Origin of the sequence: Mangrovimonas sp. TPBH4 (assembly GCF_001280505.1) — a bacterium.
In the GTDB taxonomy this organism is placed as follows: Bacteria; Bacteroidota; Bacteroidia; order Flavobacteriales; family Flavobacteriaceae; genus Mangrovimonas_A.
The window spans coordinates 362,271-383,384 of sequence record NZ_LBIO01000040.1; the positions used below are offsets into that span (position 1 = coordinate 362,271).

Annotated in this window: 17 protein-coding genes and 1 tRNA gene; 13 read left to right on the forward strand and 5 right to left on the reverse strand. The window is 37.5% G+C overall.

Going from position 1 to position 21,114, the window contains the following annotated elements; all coding sequences use genetic code 11:
- Positions 1 to 10 precede the first annotated feature (10 nt).
- Positions 11 to 685, forward strand: coding sequence for a LysE family translocator (locus ZA05_RS05560; RefSeq protein ID WP_053990680.1), 675 nt, complete (start codon positions 11 to 13; stop codon positions 683 to 685).
- A 47-nt stretch (positions 686 to 732) separates the two neighbouring features.
- Here the strand turns inward: ZA05_RS05560 and ZA05_RS05565 are convergent.
- Together ZA05_RS05565 and folB are read right to left on the reverse strand one after the other, a co-directional pair.
- Positions 733 to 803: transfer RNA gene (locus ZA05_RS05565), tRNA-Cys, on the reverse strand.
- 51 nt (positions 804 to 854) lie between these two features.
- Positions 855 to 1,217, reverse strand: a complete 363-nt coding sequence (folB, locus tag ZA05_RS05570; RefSeq protein ID WP_053990681.1) for a dihydroneopterin aldolase — start codon at positions 1,215 to 1,217, stop codon at positions 855 to 857.
- 225 nt (positions 1,218 to 1,442) lie between these two features.
- Between folB and ZA05_RS05575 the strand changes: the two genes are divergently transcribed.
- The 4 genes from ZA05_RS05575 to ZA05_RS05590 all read left to right on the forward strand — a co-directional run bounded on the left by ZA05_RS05575 (position 1,443) and on the right by ZA05_RS05590 (position 5,541).
- On the forward strand, positions 1,443 to 3,452 hold the full coding sequence (locus ZA05_RS05575; RefSeq protein WP_053990682.1) for a glutamine--tRNA ligase/YqeY domain fusion protein: 2,010 nt from the start codon (positions 1,443 to 1,445) through the stop codon (positions 3,450 to 3,452).
- 135 nt (positions 3,453 to 3,587) lie between these two features.
- On the forward strand, positions 3,588 to 4,070 hold the full coding sequence (locus ZA05_RS05580) for a DUF1761 domain-containing protein (protein WP_053990683.1): 483 nt from the start codon (positions 3,588 to 3,590) through the stop codon (positions 4,068 to 4,070).
- 62 nt (positions 4,071 to 4,132) lie between these two features.
- Positions 4,133 to 5,284, forward strand: coding sequence for a GNAT family N-acetyltransferase (locus ZA05_RS05585; protein ID WP_053990684.1), 1,152 nt, complete (start codon positions 4,133 to 4,135; stop codon positions 5,282 to 5,284).
- 53 nt (positions 5,285 to 5,337) lie between these two features.
- The gene (locus ZA05_RS05590; RefSeq protein WP_053990685.1) at positions 5,338 to 5,541 is read left to right on the forward strand and encodes a hypothetical protein; all 204 of its coding nucleotides are present in this window, start codon (positions 5,338 to 5,340) and stop codon (positions 5,539 to 5,541) included.
- Positions 5,542 to 5,592: 51 nt separating this feature from the next.
- Here ZA05_RS05590 and ZA05_RS05595 read toward each other — a convergent pair whose 3' ends face one another.
- Complete coding sequence (locus tag ZA05_RS05595; RefSeq protein ID WP_053990686.1) at positions 5,593 to 6,522, reverse strand: SPFH domain-containing protein; 930 nt, start codon at positions 6,520 to 6,522, stop codon at positions 5,593 to 5,595.
- A gap of 147 nt (positions 6,523 to 6,669) precedes the next feature.
- On the opposite strand from ZA05_RS05595, the gene ZA05_RS05600 reads away from it, so the two are divergent.
- The gene (locus ZA05_RS05600) at positions 6,670 to 7,356 is read left to right on the forward strand and encodes a hypothetical protein (RefSeq protein ID WP_053990687.1); all 687 of its coding nucleotides are present in this window, start codon (positions 6,670 to 6,672) and stop codon (positions 7,354 to 7,356) included.
- 64 nt (positions 7,357 to 7,420) lie between these two features.
- On the opposite strand, the gene gltX is transcribed toward ZA05_RS05600, so the two are convergent.
- Positions 7,421 to 8,932 (reverse strand): glutamate--tRNA ligase, encoded by a 1,512-nt coding sequence (gltX, locus tag ZA05_RS05605; protein WP_053990688.1) that lies wholly within the window; start codon positions 8,930 to 8,932, stop codon positions 7,421 to 7,423.
- Between the two features lie 188 nt (positions 8,933 to 9,120).
- Between gltX and ZA05_RS05610 the strand changes: the two genes are divergently transcribed.
- The 7 genes from ZA05_RS05610 to ZA05_RS05640 all read left to right on the forward strand — a co-directional run bounded on the left by ZA05_RS05610 (position 9,121) and on the right by ZA05_RS05640 (position 19,849).
- The gene (locus ZA05_RS05610; protein ID WP_053990689.1) at positions 9,121 to 12,492 is read left to right on the forward strand and encodes a DUF4175 family protein; all 3,372 of its coding nucleotides are present in this window, start codon (positions 9,121 to 9,123) and stop codon (positions 12,490 to 12,492) included.
- A complete protein-coding gene (gene ybeY / locus ZA05_RS05615) occupies positions 12,485 to 12,895 on the forward strand; it encodes an rRNA maturation RNase YbeY (protein ID WP_053990690.1) in 411 nt (136 codons plus the stop codon). The genes ZA05_RS05610 and ybeY overlap by 8 nt, the downstream gene beginning before the upstream one ends.
- An 80-nt stretch (positions 12,896 to 12,975) precedes the next feature.
- Complete coding sequence (mnmG, locus tag ZA05_RS05620) at positions 12,976 to 14,856, forward strand: tRNA uridine-5-carboxymethylaminomethyl(34) synthesis enzyme MnmG (protein ID WP_304437596.1); 1,881 nt, start codon at positions 12,976 to 12,978, stop codon at positions 14,854 to 14,856.
- Positions 14,857 to 14,924: 68 nt separating this feature from the next.
- The gene (locus ZA05_RS05625; RefSeq protein ID WP_053990692.1) at positions 14,925 to 15,776 is read left to right on the forward strand and encodes a bifunctional 2-polyprenyl-6-hydroxyphenol methylase/3-demethylubiquinol 3-O-methyltransferase UbiG; all 852 of its coding nucleotides are present in this window, start codon (positions 14,925 to 14,927) and stop codon (positions 15,774 to 15,776) included.
- A 219-nt stretch (positions 15,777 to 15,995) separates the two neighbouring features.
- Positions 15,996 to 16,517, forward strand: a complete 522-nt coding sequence (locus ZA05_RS05630) for an OmpH family outer membrane protein (protein WP_053990693.1) — start codon at positions 15,996 to 15,998, stop codon at positions 16,515 to 16,517.
- Positions 16,518 to 16,623: 106 nt separating this feature from the next.
- The gene (locus ZA05_RS05635; RefSeq protein ID WP_053990694.1) at positions 16,624 to 18,999 is read left to right on the forward strand and encodes a TonB-dependent receptor; all 2,376 of its coding nucleotides are present in this window, start codon (positions 16,624 to 16,626) and stop codon (positions 18,997 to 18,999) included.
- 4 nt (positions 19,000 to 19,003) lie between these two features.
- The gene (locus ZA05_RS05640; RefSeq protein WP_053990695.1) at positions 19,004 to 19,849 is read left to right on the forward strand and encodes a DUF4249 domain-containing protein; all 846 of its coding nucleotides are present in this window, start codon (positions 19,004 to 19,006) and stop codon (positions 19,847 to 19,849) included.
- A gap of 24 nt (positions 19,850 to 19,873) precedes the next feature.
- Here the strand turns inward: ZA05_RS05640 and ZA05_RS05645 are convergent, their stop codons facing one another.
- Positions 19,874 to 21,022 (reverse strand): ATP-binding protein, encoded by a 1,149-nt coding sequence (locus tag ZA05_RS05645; RefSeq protein ID WP_053990696.1) that lies wholly within the window; start codon positions 21,020 to 21,022, stop codon positions 19,874 to 19,876.
- Between the last annotated feature and the right edge of the window lie 92 nt (positions 21,023 to 21,114).

The following is a 21,114-nucleotide window of genomic DNA, read 5'->3' on the forward strand; positions in this document are numbered from 1 at the left end:
AACATCTTTTATGCTCGATGCTATTTTGGCAGCTGTACCTTTCGGTATTATTTTATCTTTTACCATAGGTCCTGTTTTTTTTGTACTGTTGGAAACCAGTGCTACTAAAGGTTTTAAGAGTGCCCTTATTTTTGATTTGGGTGTCATTTTTGCGGATATTTTGTTCATCCTAGTGGCTTTTTTAAGTACCAATAATTTGATTGACAAGCTAAAGGGCGATCCTAATTTTTTAGTATTTGGTGGGGTACTGTTGGCTGTTTATGGTTTTATAGCCTTTATAAAAACTTCTAAATCCTTTCGGGAAATTGTAAGGGAATACCATCGTGTTGAAATCCAGAAAAATTATGGGAAATTGTTTTTAAAAGGTTTCTTGCTCAACTTTATCAACATTGGTGTATTGTTGGGATGGTTGGGCTTTATCATTATTGGCAATTCGCTTACCGAAGGAAGGGAAGGACTGTATGTGTTTTTGGGAACTATCTTGGCGGTATATTTTATTGTAGATCTGGTAAAAATTGCGGTAGCCAAAACACTTCGGAATAAATTAACTCCTCGTTTGATCTTTAAAACGAAGAAAATTGTGGCTTTGGTAATCTTAGGATTCGGGGTTTTATTGTTGCTTCAAGGCTTCTTTCCGAAGGAAAAGGAATTGATAAAAGATAAATTGGAACAGATCAATCAATAGCCCTAAAATAAAAAAGCCTTAAGAATCATTTTCTTAAGGCTTTTTTGAGGCGTCTAGCGGATTCGAACCGCTGTACAAGGTTTTGCAGACCTTTGCCTAGCCACTCGGCCAAGACGCCCTGCTTGATGCGGCAAATGTAAAAAAAATATACGTTTTACACTACTTACATTTATTTTTTTCGTCTTTCTGTCATTTTTATGGTGACCATTTCTACATCGCCACCAATAGGAGGGTTTAATTTGCTCACCCAAACCGTAGCTTTGGAGACCATTGGGCTTTCATTAAGGATCCTAACCACAATGCGTTTGGCAACGGTTTCCAATAAATGCGAAGCCTTGTGCATTTCTTCCCTCACAATTTTGTTTAACAGCACATAATCTACAGTATCTACCAAGTGATCTGTTTGTGCCGAGGTTTGTAAATTGGCCTTAATTTTTAAATCTACGCGATAATCGCTACCTATTTTGGTTTCTTCCTTTAAGCAACCATGGTGGGCAAATACACGGATGTTTTCAACTTTAATGATTCCCATATTGCAAAGGTAAGCGATAAAAACATGGATTGTAAATATAGATTGAAAATATTCCCTTCCATTTTCCTATAAAATAGTATTTGTTATTTGGTTGGAAATAAAGAAGAAACCTTACGGATTAAGGGCTTTTAGATTACTGTTCATTAATGACATAGTTTCTTTAAATTTGCCTAATTTTGTGGAAAAATTTAAAAGAAAAATTTAGAGCAATAATTCTGATACTTTATGTCTGAAGATAAGAAATCACTCAATTTTATTGAGCATATCATCGAAGAGGATTTGGCCAATGGTTTGTCGACCGATAAACTGCGTTTTAGGTTTCCTCCAGAACCCAATGGCTATTTGCATATTGGGCATACCAAAGCCATTGGTATTAGTTTTGGATTAGGAGAGAGGTACAATGCTCCTGTTAACCTTCGTTTTGACGATACCAACCCTGTTAAGGAAGAACAGGAATATGTAGACGCCATCAAAAAGGATGTGTCTTGGTTGGGATACCAATGGGCCAATGAATTGTATTCTTCAGATTATTTCCAGCAGTTGTATGACTGGGCAGTAGCGTTGATTAAAGAAGGAAAGGCTTACGTAGATTCACAGTCTAGCGAAGCTATGGCTGAACAGAAAGGAACGCCTACACAACCTGGAACCGATAGTCCGTATAGAAACAGATCTGTAGAAGAAAACTTGGATTTGTTTGATCGTATGAAAAATGGTGAATTCGAGGAAGGTTCTCATGTATTGCGTGCCAAAATCGATATGCAGCATCCAAATATGTTGATGCGTGATCCTATCATGTACCGTATTTTGAAGAAAGCACATCATAGAACCGGAGATGCTTGGTGCATTTACCCAATGTACGACTGGACACACGGGGAAAGTGATTATTTGGAGCAGATTTCACACTCCTTATGTTCTTTGGAATTTAAGCCTCATAGAGAGCTTTACAATTGGTTCAAGCATAATGTACACAAGTATCAGCCAGAAGTGCTTCCTATGTTACCAAAACAGCGTGAGTTTGCCCGTTTGAACTTGAGTTATACGGTAATGAGCAAGCGTAAATTGCTCAAATTGGTTGAAGATGGTGTTGTAAGTGGATGGGATGATCCAAGGATGCCGACCATTTCAGGTTTGAGACGTCGTGGTTATACGCCTGCTGCCATCAGACAGTTTATTGAAAAGGTTGGAGTTGCCAAACGTGAGAATGTCATTGATGTGTCCTTGTTGGAGTTTTGCGTAAGGGAAGATTTGAACAAAACAGCACCCCGTGTCATGGCGGTTTTAGATCCTGTAAAATTGGTAATAGATAATTATCCAGAGGATAAGGAAGAATGGTTGGAAGCTGAAAACAACCCTGAAGATCCAAATGCAGGGTTTAGAAAAGTACCGTTTTCAAGAGAATTATATATAGAACGTGACGACTTCAAGGAAGAAGCCAATAGTAAATATTTTAGGCTGAAACTTGGTGGGGAAGTACGTTTGAAAAATGCCTACATCGTTAAAGCGGAAAGCGTGGTTAAAGACGCCGAAGGTAATATAACTGAAATCCATTGTACATATTCTGAGGATACCTCCAAAAAGGTGAAAGGAACCTTGCATTGGGTATCTGTAAAACATGCTGTGAAGGTAGAAGTTCGTGAGTACGATCGTTTGTTTAAAAACGAATCTCCAGATGGTGATCAGGATGTGGATTTTATGGAGTTTTTGAATCCTGATTCTTTACGAATCATCGAGGCTTATGTAGAACCTAGTTTGAAAGAGGCTCAGATAGGGGATCGTTTTCAATTCCAACGTTTGGGATATTTCAATGTGGATGATGATACTTCTGCAGATACTTTAGTATTCAATAAAACTGTGGGATTACGTGATACTTGGGCGAAACAGCAACCCGCTCCAGAACAAAAAGCGCAAGCTAAACAGCCACAGCAAAGTCAGCCAAAGCGTCCAGCTATTGAAGTTATCAAGCAATTGGGAAAAAAATATACCAATCTTCCAGAAGCGAAGCAATTGAAAACCAAAGCTGAAATACAAAAATTGGCTAAGGAAGTAAGCTATGAAGATTTGGAACCTTTGTTTGAAACCGCGGTTAAAAAGGTAGGTACGCGTATCGCGGCCATGTTAACTTTAGGGGTGTTATTGGATGGAGGACTTGAGAAAAATGAAGCTATCGAAGCATTTATCAACAAGGCCCTAGAAGATAAAAATGAATTGTTGGTGATGGAAGCCAATATGATTTAAGTCTCATAACATATAATATTTTAAAAAAGCTTCAAATTTTATAATCTGAAGCTTTTTTATTGTGATATTATCATATTTGGTAATAAATATTTGCAATTTCATTATATTTATGATACTAACTAAATCAAATTAAGTATGGAATTTAATATTTTGGCACTTGTTGTTGCAGCGGCTTCCACTTTGGTGGTTGGTGCTATTTGGTACAATCCAAAAGTATTTGGTACTGCTTGGATGAAAGCTGCAGATATGACCGAGGAAAAAATGAAAGGCGCGAACATGGCCAAGATTTTTGGTCTGGCATTGTTATTTGCATTTTTTATTGCAGCTACCTTACGTGCATTGGTTGTACATCAATCGGGAGTTTTTAGCTTGATTGAAGGTGATGTAGACGGCGCTCTGCCATCCTATGCGGCATTTATGAACGATTACGGAAGTTCTTTTAGGACTTTTAAACACGGGGTGCTTCATGGATTTATAACAGGGATTACCATGGCTTTGCCAATCATTGGCACCAATGCTCTATTTGAACGTAAAAGTGCCAAATACATTTTTATAAATAGTGGCTTTTGGATTGTCTGTATGATGATTATGGGAGGTATTATTTGTGCTTGGGAATAGTTTGTAACAAATCACATAATAAAAAGACTGACAGTATTGTTCAGTCTTTTTCTTTTTAAACATTGATTGATTTTAAAATTTATAGTTCGGTAGCAGAATTGCCCAAAAGTTGGGATCCATTGGTGGGTCACGATATCTTTTTACAGGAAGCGTACCTAAAAGCATTGGAAAAAGCTTCACCAAGCAATATTACCTGGTATTATGTTGGCTTTTTTATTGAAGAAGAGTTGGTAGGCGTTGTAATATTTCAAAGGGTACAGTTGTATTTGGAAGACATTTTTAGGAATCCAGACGACCATTGTTTGGAACAACGTTTTAAAAATATGGTGTCAAAGGTTTTAAAGGGAAATGTGCTTGTGGTTGGTAATTTGATGCATACTGGCCAACATGGTATTTATTTCAACGATGCTATAAACGGAGGGGAAAAGATAGAGGTCATTTTTAAGGCACTTACAACACTTCAAAATAGAATCAAGCAGCAATCGGGAAAAAAGATTAGGCTATGGCTTTTTAAAGATTTTTTTGAAACCGATCCTATCCATAAGCAACTGTCTTTATTTGAAAGTTATGATATTTCTAAGGTTTCCGCCCAACCTAATATGTTGATGAATGTTCGAGCCAATTGGCAAAGTATGGATGATTATGTGGCTAGTTTAAATAAAAAATACAGAAGACGTTATAGGACAGCCAAAAAGAAATCCAATGGCATTATTACTAAAGAGTTGACGCTTGAAGAGATTGAAAACTTTTCGGAAACACTATATGCATTGTACAAGAATGTTTCGGATAATGCCAAGATCAACACCTTTATCCTTCCTAAAAATCATTTATATAGTTTAAAAAAACACTTGAAGGAACAATTTCGGGTGATCGGCTATTTTTTGGAAGATACATTAGTAGGTTTTTATTCGCTGATACTGAACAAAGAGATTTTGGAAACCTATTTTCTAGGATACGATAGCGAGCATCAATATGAAAATCAGTTGTATTTGAATATGTTGTATGACATGGCCCAATTCGGGATTGAAAATTCCTTTAAAACCATTGCTTATTGTAGGACGGCCATGGAAATTAAAAGTTCTGTGGGCGCCAAAGCCATTCCTATGAGTATGTATATGAAACATACCAATGGACTTTTAAATGTACTATTGCAACAAATTTTTAAGTTGATGAATCCTTCAAGACAATGGGAGGAACGCCATCCCTTTCGTTAATAAATCTTTTCTTCAGCTCTTAAATTTCGTAACTTAAGGGAAAAATAGGAACGATGAAGAATGTACATGAATTGCTGACCAAAATTGCGGATATCACCCGAGAGATTGAAACCGATTACCCTGAGGTTTATAAATATTTGAACGAAAATCCCATGACCATTCCCAACATGGAACATCCATCGGTAGATGAAACCGAATTGAAGGAATATTTGGCCAGTTTGGAGACGCTTTTGGAGAAATATAAGAAAGACCAATAAAAAAGCCCCAAACGTTTGTTATGGGGCTTTAAATTAAGTTTAGCAAATTAGTTATTCTCCTTTGCTTTTGTTTTTGGCTTCTTTCATAGCTTCACCAATTTGGTTACTGGCCGTAAAACTGGCAACCATTTCATTCAGCATATTACTTCCTGCCTGTGGCACGTTAGGTAACAGGATCAAGTTACTATTGGTTTCTTCACCTAAGGATTGTAAGGTATCGTAGTGTTGGGTTACCACGATCAAGGCAGAAGCTTCCTGTGAATTGATACCAACACGATTCAAAACTTCTACAGATTCTTCCAAACCTCTGGCAATTTCACGACGCTGGTCGGCAATACCTTGTCCTTGTAAACGCTTGCTTTCAGCTTCGGCTTTAGCTTTTTCCACGATTAAGATACGTTGCGCATCCCCTTCGTACTGCGCTGCTGTTTTTTCACGTTCTGCAGCATTAATACGGTTCATGGCAGCCTTTACTTGAGCATCTGGATCAATATCGGTTACCAAGGTTTTAATGATGTCAAAACCATAGTCCAACATGGCATCATTCAATTCTGCTTTTACAGCTAGGGCTATATCATCCTTTTTTACAAAGACGTCGTCCAATTTCATTTTTGGAACTTCGGCACGTACCACGTCGAATACGTAAGAAGTGATTTGCTCATGGGGATAATCCAATTTATAAAAGGCATCATACACTTTATCGCGAATTACTTTGTATTGAACAGACACTTTTAAGCGCACAAATACATCATCCAAAGTTTTGGTTTCCACGATTACATCCAATTGTTGGATCTTTAAGCTTAAGCGCCCTGCAACTCTATCCACCAATGGAATTTTTAGCTGAAGTCCAGAGTGCCTGATGCTTTGAAACTTACCAAAACGCTCAATGATAACGGCGGTTTGTTGTTTAACGATAAAGAGAGCTGAGATTAAAATTACGACTCCAAAAAAGAGAATCGGAACTAGGATAAATTGTCCCATGATAAATTTTTTAAGGTTAATTATTTAATGATTACTAAATTAAGCTTATTTTGCCCGTAAGAATTATATTTCGACAATAATTACGGCAATCTAAGTGCTATTTTTTATTAAAATGAGTTGGATTGTTGATACCCTGATAATTATATTATGAAGCACAACAACTTTATCTTATTAGTAGTCTTTTGTATTGGTTTTGTTACAACCTCTCTGGCGCAGCACAAACGTTATAAAATAAAAAATGGGATAGGCATCCATGGAGGGATTACCCAGTTTGATATTCTTACTGATAATTTCGAAACAAGTTCTTCAACGGGTTGGATTGGAGGTTTGAGCGCTACAGTTGATTTGCCACACAAATGGTATACGGTAAGTTATAACGTTCATTTATCCGAAAACAAAGTGAATGTTATTGGAGGGGCTTTACCATTGGTATTTCAAGAGGAAGAAATTGAATATAAAATGTTTACGGCACAGGTGTCCTTTTTGTTCCATGCGAAAATTGTGGAGGATTATATCACGGCAGATTTTGGACCTATGATTCAATACAACAGTGAGCTGGAATTAGAGGACGATTCACAGGAAAACTATTTTATTAAAGGATACAATAATGTTTTGGCCAGTGATATCACCGATATTTCCAAATTCAATGTGAATGGTGCTGTGGGATTGTCTGCTGGTTTTCCAGGTTTTAAATTACGTGGGCAATATATTTACGGGTTTACCAACATGTTAAACAAACTCAACAATAATAACGATATTGATACTTTGGGAGGGGATTCCAAATTTAAAGGACATCAATCTATGTTTGTGTTTACAGCGATGATTCTGTTTTAAACATATACTTCTTAAACACGAAAAGCGAGCTTTATAGCTCGCTTTTTTGTTTTGTGATATTCTTTTATAAAGTTGCTATCAACTTTTCAATTCTGGAAACTGATTCGTTTTTGCCAATTAGGTACATGATTTCAAAAACATCAGGTCCCTGTAATTCTCCAACAAGGGCAATACGCAATGGCATCATTACTTTGCCAAAACCAATTTCTTTGGACGTGATCCATCCTTTAATGGTATTTTGAAGCCTTTCTGCCGTAAAATCTTCCACACTGCTTACCTGGGTCAACAATTCTACCATTAAGGCCTTAGTATCGTCTTTAATGGCTTTTTTATAGGCTTTTTGGTCATAGCTCTCTGGAGATACAAAGAAATAGCTTCCCAACTGCCAAAAGTCACCAACAAAGGTGGCGCGTTCTTTAATCAAACCTATTACCAAAGAAATATAGTTGACGTCAATATCAGCCAATTCTTCTCTGCTTGCTTTAAATGTTGCTGCCAAATCATCGTTATGTTGGTCTTGCATGTAATGATGGTTGAACCATTTAATTTTGTCCGGATCAAAACGGGCGCCCGCTTTATTCACACGACTTAGTTCGAACGCATTGGTCAATTCTTCAAGACTGAAAATTTCCTGTTCGGTACCTGGATTCCATCCCAAGAACGCCAAAAAATTGATCATTGCTTCTGGGAAGTAACCATCTTCTTTATAACCTCTAGAGATTTCCTGTGACGCTGGATCTAGCCATTGCAATGGAAATACAGGGAATCCTAATTTATCGCCATCGCGCTTGCTCAATTTCCCTTTTCCGGTAGGTTTTAAAATCAATGGCAAGTGAGCAAATTCCGGTGCGTCCCAACCAAAGGCTTTATACAATAACACATGAAGTGCCAAGGAAGGTAACCATTCTTCACCACGAATGACATGGGTGATTTCCATTAAATGATCATCCACAATGTTTGCCAAGTGATAGGTTGGCATCCCGTCGCTTTTGAACAAAATTTTATCGTCTAAAATATTGGTATCAATGGTCATATTGCCACGCACAATATCTGTAAGGTGCAAAGTTTCATCTTGTGGCGATTTAAAACGAATCACATAAGGATCACCAGCTTCCAATTTAGCCTGTACTTCCTCTTCTGAAAGTGAAAGTGAGTTACTTAATTTTAAACGGTTGTGCCAATTGTAGATAAAGGTCTTTCCTTTTTCTTCGTGCTCTTTTCTATGGAAATCCAAAGATTCTGCCGTATCAAATGCGTAGTAGGCATTTCCGGAGGCAATCAGTTCTTCGGCATAAGCTTTGTATAAATGTTTGCGTTCACTTTGACGATAAGGACCAAACTTTTCATTTTTACCTGGACCTTCATCAAAGGGAATGTTACACCAGTTAAGGGCATCTACTATGTATTGTTCGGCACCTTCCACATAGCGGTTTTGGTCGGTGTCCTCAATTCTCAATACAAAGGTTCCATTGTGTTTTTTTGCAAATAAATAGTTGAATAGGGCGGTGCGAACCCCTCCAATATGTAAAGGCCCCGTGGGGCTAGGGGCAAATCGTACGCGAACTTCTTTGGTCATGTTTTGTAAATTTGTTGCAAAGATAGATTGATATCGTGTAAGATAAAAGTAGTTTGATGAAAAGACTTGTTGTGATTTTGATAGAACGGATTTTAAGTTGAAATCATCGACTTTAACAGAATGTTATTACTTTCGTCTAATTACAGCTAAAAATAAAATTGTAGATTAGTAAGTCAATCCCATTCCACGTGAGTCATTTTAACAGCATACAACTTAAATTAGAGGAATTTATCAGGCGATATTACTTCAACGAATTGCTCAAAGGAGCCATTCTTTTTTTCGCTATTGGCCTTTTATATTTTTTACTCACATTGTTCATCGAGTATGTATTGTGGCTAAATCCCACGGCCAGAACTATTTTGTTTTGGGTGTTTATAGCTGTTGAATTTGGACTGTTTATAAAATTCATCTGGTTGCCATTGGCAAAGTTGTTCAAGCTTCAAAAAGGGATTGATTACGAACAAGCTTCCCAAATCATTGGAAAACACTTTCCTGAAGTAAGTGATAAATTGTTGAATGTGTTACAGTTGCAACAAACTTCCGCAGCACAAACTAGGGAATCTGATTTATTATTGGCTGGAATAGAACAAAAGTCTGCCGAATTGCAACCCGTACCTTTCAAATTGGCTATTAACTTCAAAAAGAATTTCAAATATTTAAAATACGCAGCCATTCCGTTGCTCATAATTGGCTTATCCTTCCTCACAGGACATTTCAATCTGTTTAGCGACAGCTATGAGAGGGTAGTTAATTACAAGACTGCCTATGAACCGCCAGCTCCGTTTAAATTTTTTGTGTTGAATGACAATTTAACGGCTGTTGAAAACAAGAATTATGTGTTGAAGGTGTCAACAGCGGGAAAGGTCATTCCGGAAAATGCCCAAATTCAATTTAACAATGAAACTTATTTTTTACAGCAAACCTCGCCAGGACATTTTGAATATGTGTTTGAGCAGCCAATGGAATCCTTGGATTTTAGGATGATGGCGAATGATGTGGTTTCAAGAGATTATACTTTGGAAGTGACTAAGGTTCCTGCTCTAGTGAATTTTGAAATGCTTCTGGATTATCCAGGGCATACCAAAAAGGGAAATGAGGTTTTAAAAAGCACCGGAAGTGCTACCGTTCCTGAGGGAACTAAAGTGACTTGGAAAGTAAATACCAGGTCTACTGAAGGGGTGACCTTGTATGCAGAGGATACCTTGCGTTTTGAAAAACTTGACGAGAATAATTTTGAAGGCAGTAAGCAGATCTTCAATAATAGCGATTATCAAATCAGTACAAGTAATCAAGCTTTAAAGGATTACGAAAGTTTGGCTTTTACCTTGAAAGTGATCAAGGACGATTATCCAGAAATTAGAGTGCAATCGGAAAAGGATAGTTTGGACCAACAGAGTTTATATTTCTACGGACAGGTGAGTGACGATTATGGACTAAGCAAATTGCAATTGGTCTATTATCCTGTGGAGAATGAATCCGCCAAGGAGTACGTTTCGATTCCTGTAAACAATTCCAATTTTGACGAATTTGTAAGTGCCTTTCCAAATCAATTGAATGTAGAACCGGGGAAAGCTTACGAATTGTTTTTTCAGGTGTTTGATAATGATCGTTTGCATAATTACAAGCAGGTAAAGAGTCAAGTGTTTTCCTATCGGAAGCTTACGGCAGAAGAGGAAGAGTCCAAACAATTGAATGAACAAAATGAAACGATTAAGGACCTAAATAATTCCTTCGATAAATTAAGAGAACAGGACCAGCAGCTTGAAGAATTTTCCAAAACACAAAAGGAAAAAGATCAATTAAATTTTAACGACAAACAGAAGTTGCAACAATTCTTGAAACGTCAAAAGGCGCAGGAGGAAATGATGCAAAATTTCAATAAAAAGCTTCAGGAGAATCTAGAGGAATTTCAAAAGGAAAGTAATGAAAAGGATGAATTCAAGGAAGCTTTAAAGGAACGCTTGGAAGAACAAGAACAGCAATTGAAGCAAGACGAGAAGTTGTTGGAAGAATTGGAAAAGCTCCAGGAGAAAATTCAAAAGGAAGAATTGACCGATAAGTTGGAACAATTGGCCAAACAAAATAAAAACAAACAACGAAGCTTGGAGCAGTTGCTGGAACTTACCAAACGCTATTATGTCGCCAAGAAAGCGGAACAATTGCAACAAGATTTGGAGCAATTAAGTGAAAATCAAGAAGATTTATCCAACAAGAATTCTGAAGAAAATAACAAGGAAGCCCAAGACGAATTGAATAAAGCTTTTGAGGAGTTTCAGAAAGAAATGGATGAACTTCAGAAGGAAAATGAAGGGTTAAAGAAACCAATGGATTTGCCAAAGGATGATATGACCGAGGAAGAAATCAAGGAAGAGCAACAAGGGGCGTCGGAGGATTTGGAAAAGCAGGAACAACAAGAACAGCAAAATGATCAACAAGGTGCACAGCAAAGTCAACAAAATGCAAAGAAAAAACAAAAGTCGGCTGCGCAAAAGATGAAACAAATGAGCTCTGAAATGTCCCAAGCCATGATGGGCGGCGGTGGTCAGCAAATGGCTGAAGATGCTGAGATGCTAAGACAGATTTTGGATAATTTAGTGGTCTTTTCTTTTGATCAGGAAGCTTTGTTGAATACATTCAAAAGCATTGAAGTGAACCATAACGAGTATGGCAAATATTTACGCAAGCAAAGCAGTTTAAGGGAACATTTTGAACATATTGATGATAGCCTGTTTTCATTGTCGTTAAGACAACCTATGTTGTCTGAACAGGTGAACAGTCAAATCACGGAAGTGTTTTATAACATTGATAAATCCTTAGAACAGCTTTCCGAAAATCAGTTGTATCAAGGAATCGCCGCACAGCAATACACCATAACCGCTACCAACGCTTTGGCTAGTTTTTTGAGCGATGTGTTGGATAATATGGAAGCACAAATGAATTCTTCTCCAGGGCAAGGGCAGGGTAGTGAAATGCAATTGCCGGACATTATCAAAAGTCAAGGGGAGTTGAATAAGGAGATGCAAGAACAGATGGAAAAGCAACAAGGCAAACCCAAAGATGGACAGCAACAAGGTGAGCAAAAGGGACAACAACCACAACAAGGGCAGGAGGGCGAAAAGGATGGAGAATCCGATCAGAACAATGAAGAAATGAACGGTGAGCTTTTTGGGATCTATCAAAGACAACAGGAATTGCGTAATGCTTTGGAAGAAAAGTTGACTAAGGAAGGACTGAATGGGCAAGCGCAAAAGTTGTTAAAGGATATGGAAGAGGTGGAATTGGATTTATTGAATAAAGGTTTTACCAATCAGACGCTTCAAAAAATGATGGAATTGGAGCATCAATTATTGAAAATGGAGAATGCTACCTTCATGCAGGGAGAGGATAATAAACGTCAATCCGAAACTAATTTAAAGGATTATGATAATACGGTTCCAGACCAAATTCCAACTGCCAGAGAATATTTTAACACTACTGAAATTTTAAATAGACAAGCTTTACCTTTGCAGCAAATTTATAAAGTAAAAGTACAAGAGTATTTCAAGAGAACAGATGATTAGTTTTAATTACGAAACGGAGTTCGAGCTTTCCAATGAAGCCGATTATTCCAAATGGATTTCTGAGACTATTAATGAAGAAAGCTGCAGAGAAGGAGAGCTTAATTATATATTTTGTGATGATGAATATCTACATAAAATTAATGTGGAATTTTTGGATCACGACACCTTGACGGATATCATAAGTTTCGATTACTCAGTAGGAAAAGAGCTACATGGAGATATTTATATCTCTATTGAAAGGGTCGAGGACAATGCTAAGGATTTTGATGTAGAATTCAAGGAAGAATTGAAGCGAGTGATGATTCACGGAATCCTACATTATTGTGGCTACAAAGATAAGACAGATGAGGACGCTTTGCAAATGAGAGGTAAGGAAAATTACTATATATCTAAGTTTGTTTAATACTCACCAAATCAGTGTATATTTGCAAACTTATTTTTTAATCAATAAAGGAAACAAGTAAGAGTGTTTCACGTGGAACAATGATGAGTTTATTTCAAGAAACATATGATGTAATTGTAGTTGGTGGTGGGCATGCTGGTAGTGAAGCAGCGGCCGCTGCGGCTAATATGGGGAGTTCAACTTTACTGGTGACAATGAATCTTCAGAACATTGCCCAGATGTCCTGTAACCCTGCTATGGGTGGAATTGCAAAGGGGCAGATTGTACGAGAGATTGATGCGCTTGGAGGTTATAGTGGTATTGTGAGTGATACATCCGCTATCCAATTTAAAATGTTGAACAAGTCCAAGGGGCCTGCTATGTGGAGCCCAAGAGTCCAGAGTGACCGTATGAAGTTTGCTGAGGATTGGCGTTTGATGTTAGAACAAACGCCTAATTTGGACTTTTACCAGGATATGGTTTCTGGTTTGTTGGTAGAAGGAGAGCGTGTGGTTGGAGTGAAAACATCTTTGGGAATTGATATCAAGGCGAAGACTGTAGTGCTTACCAACGGTACTTTTTTAAACGGTTTGATTCATATTGGAGATAAGAATTTTGGTGGTGGTAGAGCAGGCGAAAGAGCAGCTAAAGGAATTACCGAGCAGTTGGTTGATTTAGGATTTGATGCCGGAAGAATGAAGACGGGAACTCCTCCTAGGGTTGATGGTCGTTCTTTAGATTATTCTAAAATGATTGTGCAACCAGGGGATGAAAACCCTGAGAAATTCTCTTATTCTGATATTACAAAACCGTTGACGAAACAACGGGATTGTCATATGTCTTATACAAGTACTGAAGTGCATGATTTTTTGCGGGAAGGCTTTGATCGTTCTCCTATGTTTAATGGGAGAATTAAAAGTACTGGACCAAGATATTGTCCTTCTATTGAGGATAAGATCAATCGTTTTGCTGATAAGGATAGGCATCAATTGTTCGTGGAGCCTGAGGGTTGGAATACAGTTGAAGTGTATGTGAATGGATTTTCAACTTCTCTTCCAGAGGAGGTTCAATTTAAGGCATTGCGTTCTGTTGCTGGGTTTGAGAATGTGAAATTTTTTAGACCGGGATATGCTATTGAGTATGATTATTTCCCGCCTACACAATTAAAGCATACCTTGGAAACAAAGGTGATTGACGGTTTGTATTTCGCAGGACAGATTAACGGTACTACTGGTTATGAGGAAGCGGCTTCTCAGGGTTTGATGGCTGGTATTAATGCGGCGCTTAAAGTACAAGAAAGGGAAGCTTTTATATTGAATCGTAGTGAGGCTTATATAGGTGTTTTGATTGATGATTTAATTACAAAGGGTACGGAAGAGCCTTATCGAATGTTTACTTCAAGGGCTGAATATCGTACTTTATTACGTCAGGATAATGCAGATTTAAGATTAACGCCTAAATCTTTTGAGTTGGGATTGGCTTCTGAAAAGCGTTTAAAGCGCATGGAGGAAAAGCATTCTTCAGCTGAAGATTTTGTATCGTTCTTTAAAGAGACCAGTGTAAAACCAGAAGATATTAATCCTATTTTGGAAAGCAAAGATTCGGCTTTGGTTAAACAATCTGATAAAATGTTTAAGGTGTTTTCTAGGCCAAACATCACGATTGATGACATGCGTAAATTGGATGTTGTTGAAGCGTATGTTCAAGACCATGGTTTGGATCCTGAGGTTATTGAGCAAGCCGAAATACAAGTGAAGTATTCTGGGTATATCGAGAAGGAAAGGAATAATGCTGATAAGTTGAATAGGTTGGAGAATATAAAAATTCCTGAGAATTTTGATTATTCTAAAATCACAAATATGAGCTTTGAGGCTCGTGAGAAATTAAATAAAATTAGGCCTATTACTATTTCTCAGGCGTCACGAATAAGTGGGGTTTCTCCAAGTGACGTGTCTGTACTTTTGGTGTACATGGGTCGATAATTTAAAATATAAATTAAAAGTGTTTCACGTGGAACATAACATTCCTGCTTTTGCAGGAATATTTTTTTATGGCAAAAACAGATAATTTTTTAAAGGTTAAGGATCATTCTGTGTCGGGTGAAGAATTTGTTTTGGTCCGTCATCCAGAATTGGATTTATTGGAGACAACTCCGAAACCTTCTTTAGAACGTCTTCCTGAATATTACAAAAGCGAAGATTATATTTCACACACCGATGCAAAACGAAATGTGTTTGAAAAGGTATATCATGTTGTTCGGAATATTTCGCTTCAAAGAAAATTAAAACTAATTAATGCTGTAAGTAGCGAATCCAAATCACTTTTGGATATAGGTTGCGGAACTGGAGATTTTTTAAAAGTGGCTCAAGATGCTAACTGGAATGTTTTCGGAATAGAACCTAATGAAGAGGCTAGGAGCATCGCTAATAAAAAAACAAAGAACAATGTGTTTGATGTTTCGAAATTCCCGACGTTAAAGGATCAAAGTTTTGATGTAATTACCTTGTGGCATGTTTTGGAACATCTGCCAGATTTAAAAAAGGAAATCGAACAATTAAAACGATTGTTGCGTCCAAATGGTACTTTGATTATTGCTGTTCCCAATTTTAAGAGTTACGATGCCAATTATTACAAATCGTATTGGGCGGCTTTTGATGTGCCGAGGCATTTGTGGCATTTTTCTAAAACAGCTATTTCGGAATTGTTTATGGAACAGGATATGGTTGTGGGAAATATTTTGCCAATGCCATTTGATGCGTTTTATGTGAGTCTGCTTTCTGAAAAATATAAAAATGGCAAGATGAATTTTTTAAAAGCGTTTTGGGTGGGAATTCAGTCTAATCTCAAAGCGAAGCGCTCTGGAGAGTATTCTTCTCTAATTTATGTGCTGAAGAATAAGTAAAACTTTAAATAAGACTTTTAAATTGGTTTCTAGGGGAGGTATTGTTGGATTACCTTGCCTTTTTTTGAAAGCGGCTTAAATCGCTTTAAAACGCGTTGTTTTTGATAGGGATTTTTAATAGTAGATTGTAATTATTATAAGATTATTTTATAGAAGGTTGTTTTATAAAGTAATCTCCTAAGTTGATACTTTTACGAAAAATTTAATTGGATACATAAAATGAAGAAAATTGCGTTGCTTTTTGGTTTGGGACTCGGATTGCTGTCATGTCAAAACCAACAAAAAATTGCTTTCGTGGATAATGGGAAAGTAATTAATGATTATCAAGCTAAAATTGATGTCGAAGAAAAATTTAAGTTAAAGGACTTAGAATTTCAAAAGTTGAGGGATAGTTTGATTGCTAAATATCAATTGGAATATAAATCGGCTCAAGACAAGGCAAGAGGAATGTCTGATAATGATGTTCAAAAATTGTCACAGGAATTGGGGATGAAAGAACAGCAATTGATCCAACAAATTAAAATGGAACAGGAGCAAATGACTCAGGAGTTTCAAACGGAAATTGATTCTGTAATTGTTGAAGTTAAAGAGTTTGTAAAGGAATACGGCAAAAAGAACGATTATACTTATATACTAGGTACTAGCGAGGTTGCTGCTAGTGTTCTATATGGAAAAGAGGATAACGATCTTACCGAAACCATTACAGAAGCTCTCAATGAAGCTTACAAAGGAAAAGAATAGTTTTTACATATCATATAGGCCAGTTAAAGTAACTGGCTTTTTGTTTGACTACTGTTTAACCTTTCCAAATTATTTTCATCAATCAATATAACTAAATCATTACTGCATGAAGCATTTCCTATATATTGCTTACTTTCTTTTAAGTTTTTCCGGTTTTGCCCAAGATAAATTCACGATTCGGGGAACTATAACTGATGCCTCTAATGGGGAAACCTTAATGGGTGCTACAGCCTTTTTACAGGGAACGGATAATGGATCTGTTACCAACGAATATGGCTTTTATTCCTTAACGGCTATTAAAGGAAATTACACTTTAATCATTTCCTATATGGGCTACGAAACCCAAACCAAACAAATTAGTTTGGATAAGGATCAAACTATCAATTTTGAATTGAGCGAATCTGCAACTGCTCTAGATGAGATTGTAATTACGGCCGAAGAATCGGAACAAATCAATATTAAAAAGCCTGAAATGAGCGTCGCTAAACTTAATGCGGCCACCATTAAGCAAATGCCGGCTGTTTTAGGTGAGGTAGATGTTGTAAAATCCATTCAAATGCTGCCTGGGGTTACCAATAATGGCGAAGGTTCTTCAGGGTTTAATGTGCGTGGTGGTGCGGCAGACCAAAATCTGGTGCTTTTGGATGAAGCAATTATCTATAATACCTCGCATTTTTTCGGTTTTTTCTCTGTGTTTAATAGTGATGCTATTAAAGACATTAAACTTTACAAGGGAGATATTCCTGCGAAATTTGGTGGCCGTGTATCCTCAGTTTTAGATGTGCGCCAAAAGGAAGGAAACCGTAAAAATTTCAATTTAACCGGAGGTATTGGATTGATTTCTAGTAGATTAACTGCTGAATCTCCAATTTTTAAGGATAAAGGGTCTTTCTTGATTGCAGGTAGAACCTCTTATGCGCATCTGTTTCTTAAGGCTGTCGAGGACTTTAAGGATGATAAGATTTCCTTTTATGATCTCAACCTGAAGGCTAATTATGAGATTAATAGTAATAACAAGATTTATCTCTCTGGATATTTTGGGAGGGATGTGTTTAACTTGAATAAAATCATTGAAAATGGCTATGGTAATGTTTCTGGAAACCTGCGTTGGAATCACGTATTTACAGATCGTTTGTTTTCTAATTTATCTATGATTTATAGTAAATATGATTATCAAATTGTTTTGGATTTTATTGAGTTGGATTGGATTGCAGATATTGCCAATTATAACCTAAAATATGATTTAAAGTATTACTTGAATGATAAGCTGGATTTGGATTTTGGGGTTAGTGGAATTTCTTATTTATTAAATCCCGGAGAGGTTAGTCCAACATCCAGCGAGTCTCCAATCAACTATTTAAAATTGGACGACAAACGTGCTTTTGAAGGGGCGGCCTACATAAGTGCGGAACATCAAATTAGTAAAAAACTAACGGCTCAATATGGATTGCGATTTAGCCAATTCATGCGTCTTGGGGGGCAGGTCATGACTACCTATGTGAATGATCAACCTGTGATTTACAATGATGAATTGGAAATTTACGAAAGGGGAGAAGCCTTGGATGACATCTATTACAGTAAAGGTGAGACTATTAAGGATTATAATGGGTTGGAACCTAGGCTGGGGCTTTCTTATGAGCTTAACAGTGCTTCTTCCTTAAAAGCCAGTTTTACCAAATCTACCCAATATTTACATCTGTTATCAAACACTGCTTCTGTGACACCATTGGATGTTTGGACGCCAAGTGGTCAATACATTAAGCCACAGCGTTCCACACAATATGCTGTGGGATATTACAGAAATTTTTCAGAGAAAGGGTATGCTTTGGAGTTGGAAACATACTATAAAACCATTAAAAACCGAATCGATTATATCGATGGTTCAGATTTGATTGGGAACAACAACATTGAAACCGAAATCCTAAATGGTGAAGCTCGAGCCTATGGTATGGAGGTGTTATTGAGAAAAACCAAGGGTAAATTCACCGGTTGGCTAGCTTATACACTTTCAAAATCGGAACAACGTACGCTAGGTGGAAAGGCCGGAGGCCCTGGAATTAATGGTGGTAATTGGTATAATACACCTTATGATAGAACACATGATGTATCTGTCACTGGTGCTTATCAACTGAATGATAAATGGAGTTTCAGTTCCAACTTTGTGTTTCAAACGGGGCGTCCCGTAACGTATCCAAATGGACAGTATGAATACGAAGGTCTTTCTATAGCGAGCTATTCCAATAGAAATAGGGATCGATTGCCGCAATATCATCGTTTGGATATATCGGCCGTTTACAAACCAAATAAACATCCTGAGAGACGTTTAAAGGGCGAATGGGTATTTGGTATCTATAACGTCTATAATAGGCGAAATGCGGCCTCTATTTCGTTTGGCCAAAGTAAGGTGTCTGGACTCAATGAAGCCACTCGATTGTCTATTTTCGGAATTATTCCTTCGGTAACGTATAACTTTAAATTCTAAAAACATGAAAATCAATATATACATAATTCTACTGGCTATTTTTGGAATCTTCCTGTCTTGTGAAGATGTTATTGATGTTGAAGTTACAACAGCCACGCCTAGATTGGTAATTGAAGCATCTTTGGATTGGGAGAAGGGTACGTTAGGCAATGAGCAGCTTATAAAACTCAGCATGTCCACACCGTATTTTGATGTTACTTCGGATAGTGATGTATCTGGAGCTTCGGTGAAAGTGACCAATACAAATACGGGCGAAGAATTTTTGTTTGAGGACCAAAATGACGGAACCTACACAACGTCCAATTTTGTTCCTGTTTTAAATGATTCGTATACTTTGGAAGTGATCTATAATAACCAAACTTATGTGGGTGGTGAAACCTTGATGCCGGTCACAGATATTACCAATGTGACGCAGTCTGTTGAAGGAGGTTTTGATGACGAATTATTGGAACTTAACGTGTATTTCAATGATCCTGCAGATGAAGAGAATTATTATTTTTTCAGGTATTATGAAGAAGGGGATCTGTTCCCATTGTTGGCAGATTTGTCGGATGAATTTTTCAATGGGAATGAAGTCCATGATTTCTGGGAAAAGCAGGATGATGAAGATAACAATGAGGAAGCTTTTGAACCTGGGGATACGGTTGAAGTTAACCTTTATGGAATTTCAGAACGCTACTACAATTATGTTCGTTTGTTGATAGAACAATATTACTCTGGTGGTGATCCTTTTAGTTCCAACGCTGCGCAATTACGAGGCAATTGTGTCAATCAAACCAATCCAGACAACTATCCGTATGGATATTTCAGGGTGACAGAATTTGTACAAGCGTCCTATACGTTTGAATAAACTGAAGGATTGATAGGTTTGTACTTATTTTTTGTGAAGCAACCGTGTGAGTTTAATGGATAGATCCGTGAGGATGATCTTTGAATTTCCGTTGCGCTCAATGTGGTAAATGGCATCCTGGAGCTCTTCGCTAATTTCCAAAATGTTTGCATTGTGCACAAAGGGTGCAAACTTTTCAAGCTTGAAATTATTGGTTTTTGGTTCCATGTACACTAAATCATCAGCGCCGTAATTCATTAGAAGCGCCTGTCTAAAAAAGTCGATGCAGAAATGCAAAAACTGCTTTTGGGTTTCCCTTCCGGTTTTGGCAATGTCCTCACTCCACTTGATCAAATCCAAAATGGCGCCTTTGTTGCCTTTGGCTTTAAATGCCGATCGAATCCAGAATACAAACCATTCTTCAAATTGTAAATCTTCAGAATCTTGATAGACAATATCGCAGGCTTTGTTATAGTTGCCGTTGGCTTGATGAGCAATTTTGGTAGCTTCTCCTTCGTTGAGATCGTATTGCTTCATTAAGGCCTGTTTGATTACTTCTTCGGCCAAAGGCGGAAAATGTAAAATTTGACAACGAGATTTGATGGTATTGATAATCTGTTCCTCGTCTTCGGCAATCAAGATGAAAATGGTTTTGCTAGGCGGCTCTTCAATTAATTTCAGAAGTTTGTTGGCGGCAGCCGTATTCATCTTATCTGCCATCCATATCAACATGACCTTGTAACCTCCTTCGTAGGATTTTAGGGAAAGCGCTTTTACAATATCCTGTGCTTCGTCCACACCAATCTGTCCCTGCTTGTTGTCAATTCCCAAAAGTTTGTACCAATCAAACAAGTTTCCATAAGGTTGCTCGGCTACCAATTGACGCCATTCTTCCAAGAAATGCGAGGACACCGGGTGACTTTTTACCTTGTCGTTGGTGGCTACAGGAAAGGCAAAGTGCAAATCGGGGTGGGAGAGGTTTTTAAACTTCAAATTGCAAGCCTCGTTGCCTCCCTCGTTTTCAGAATTTTGGTTTTTGCATAAAATATACTGCGCATAGGCAATGGCCATGGGCAAGGTACCGCAGCCTTCCGGTCCAATGAATAATTGTGCATGTGCAATACGGCCATTGTCCACACTTTGTGTGAGATGGCTCTTTAAATGTTCCTGTCCTAAAATATCTGAAAATAACATACGGCAAAACTATGTAAATTTCTCTTATAAAGAAGAGGAGGACTTTATAATCCAAGAAGGTAAAATATTTTTCAACCTATAACGATTTCGGT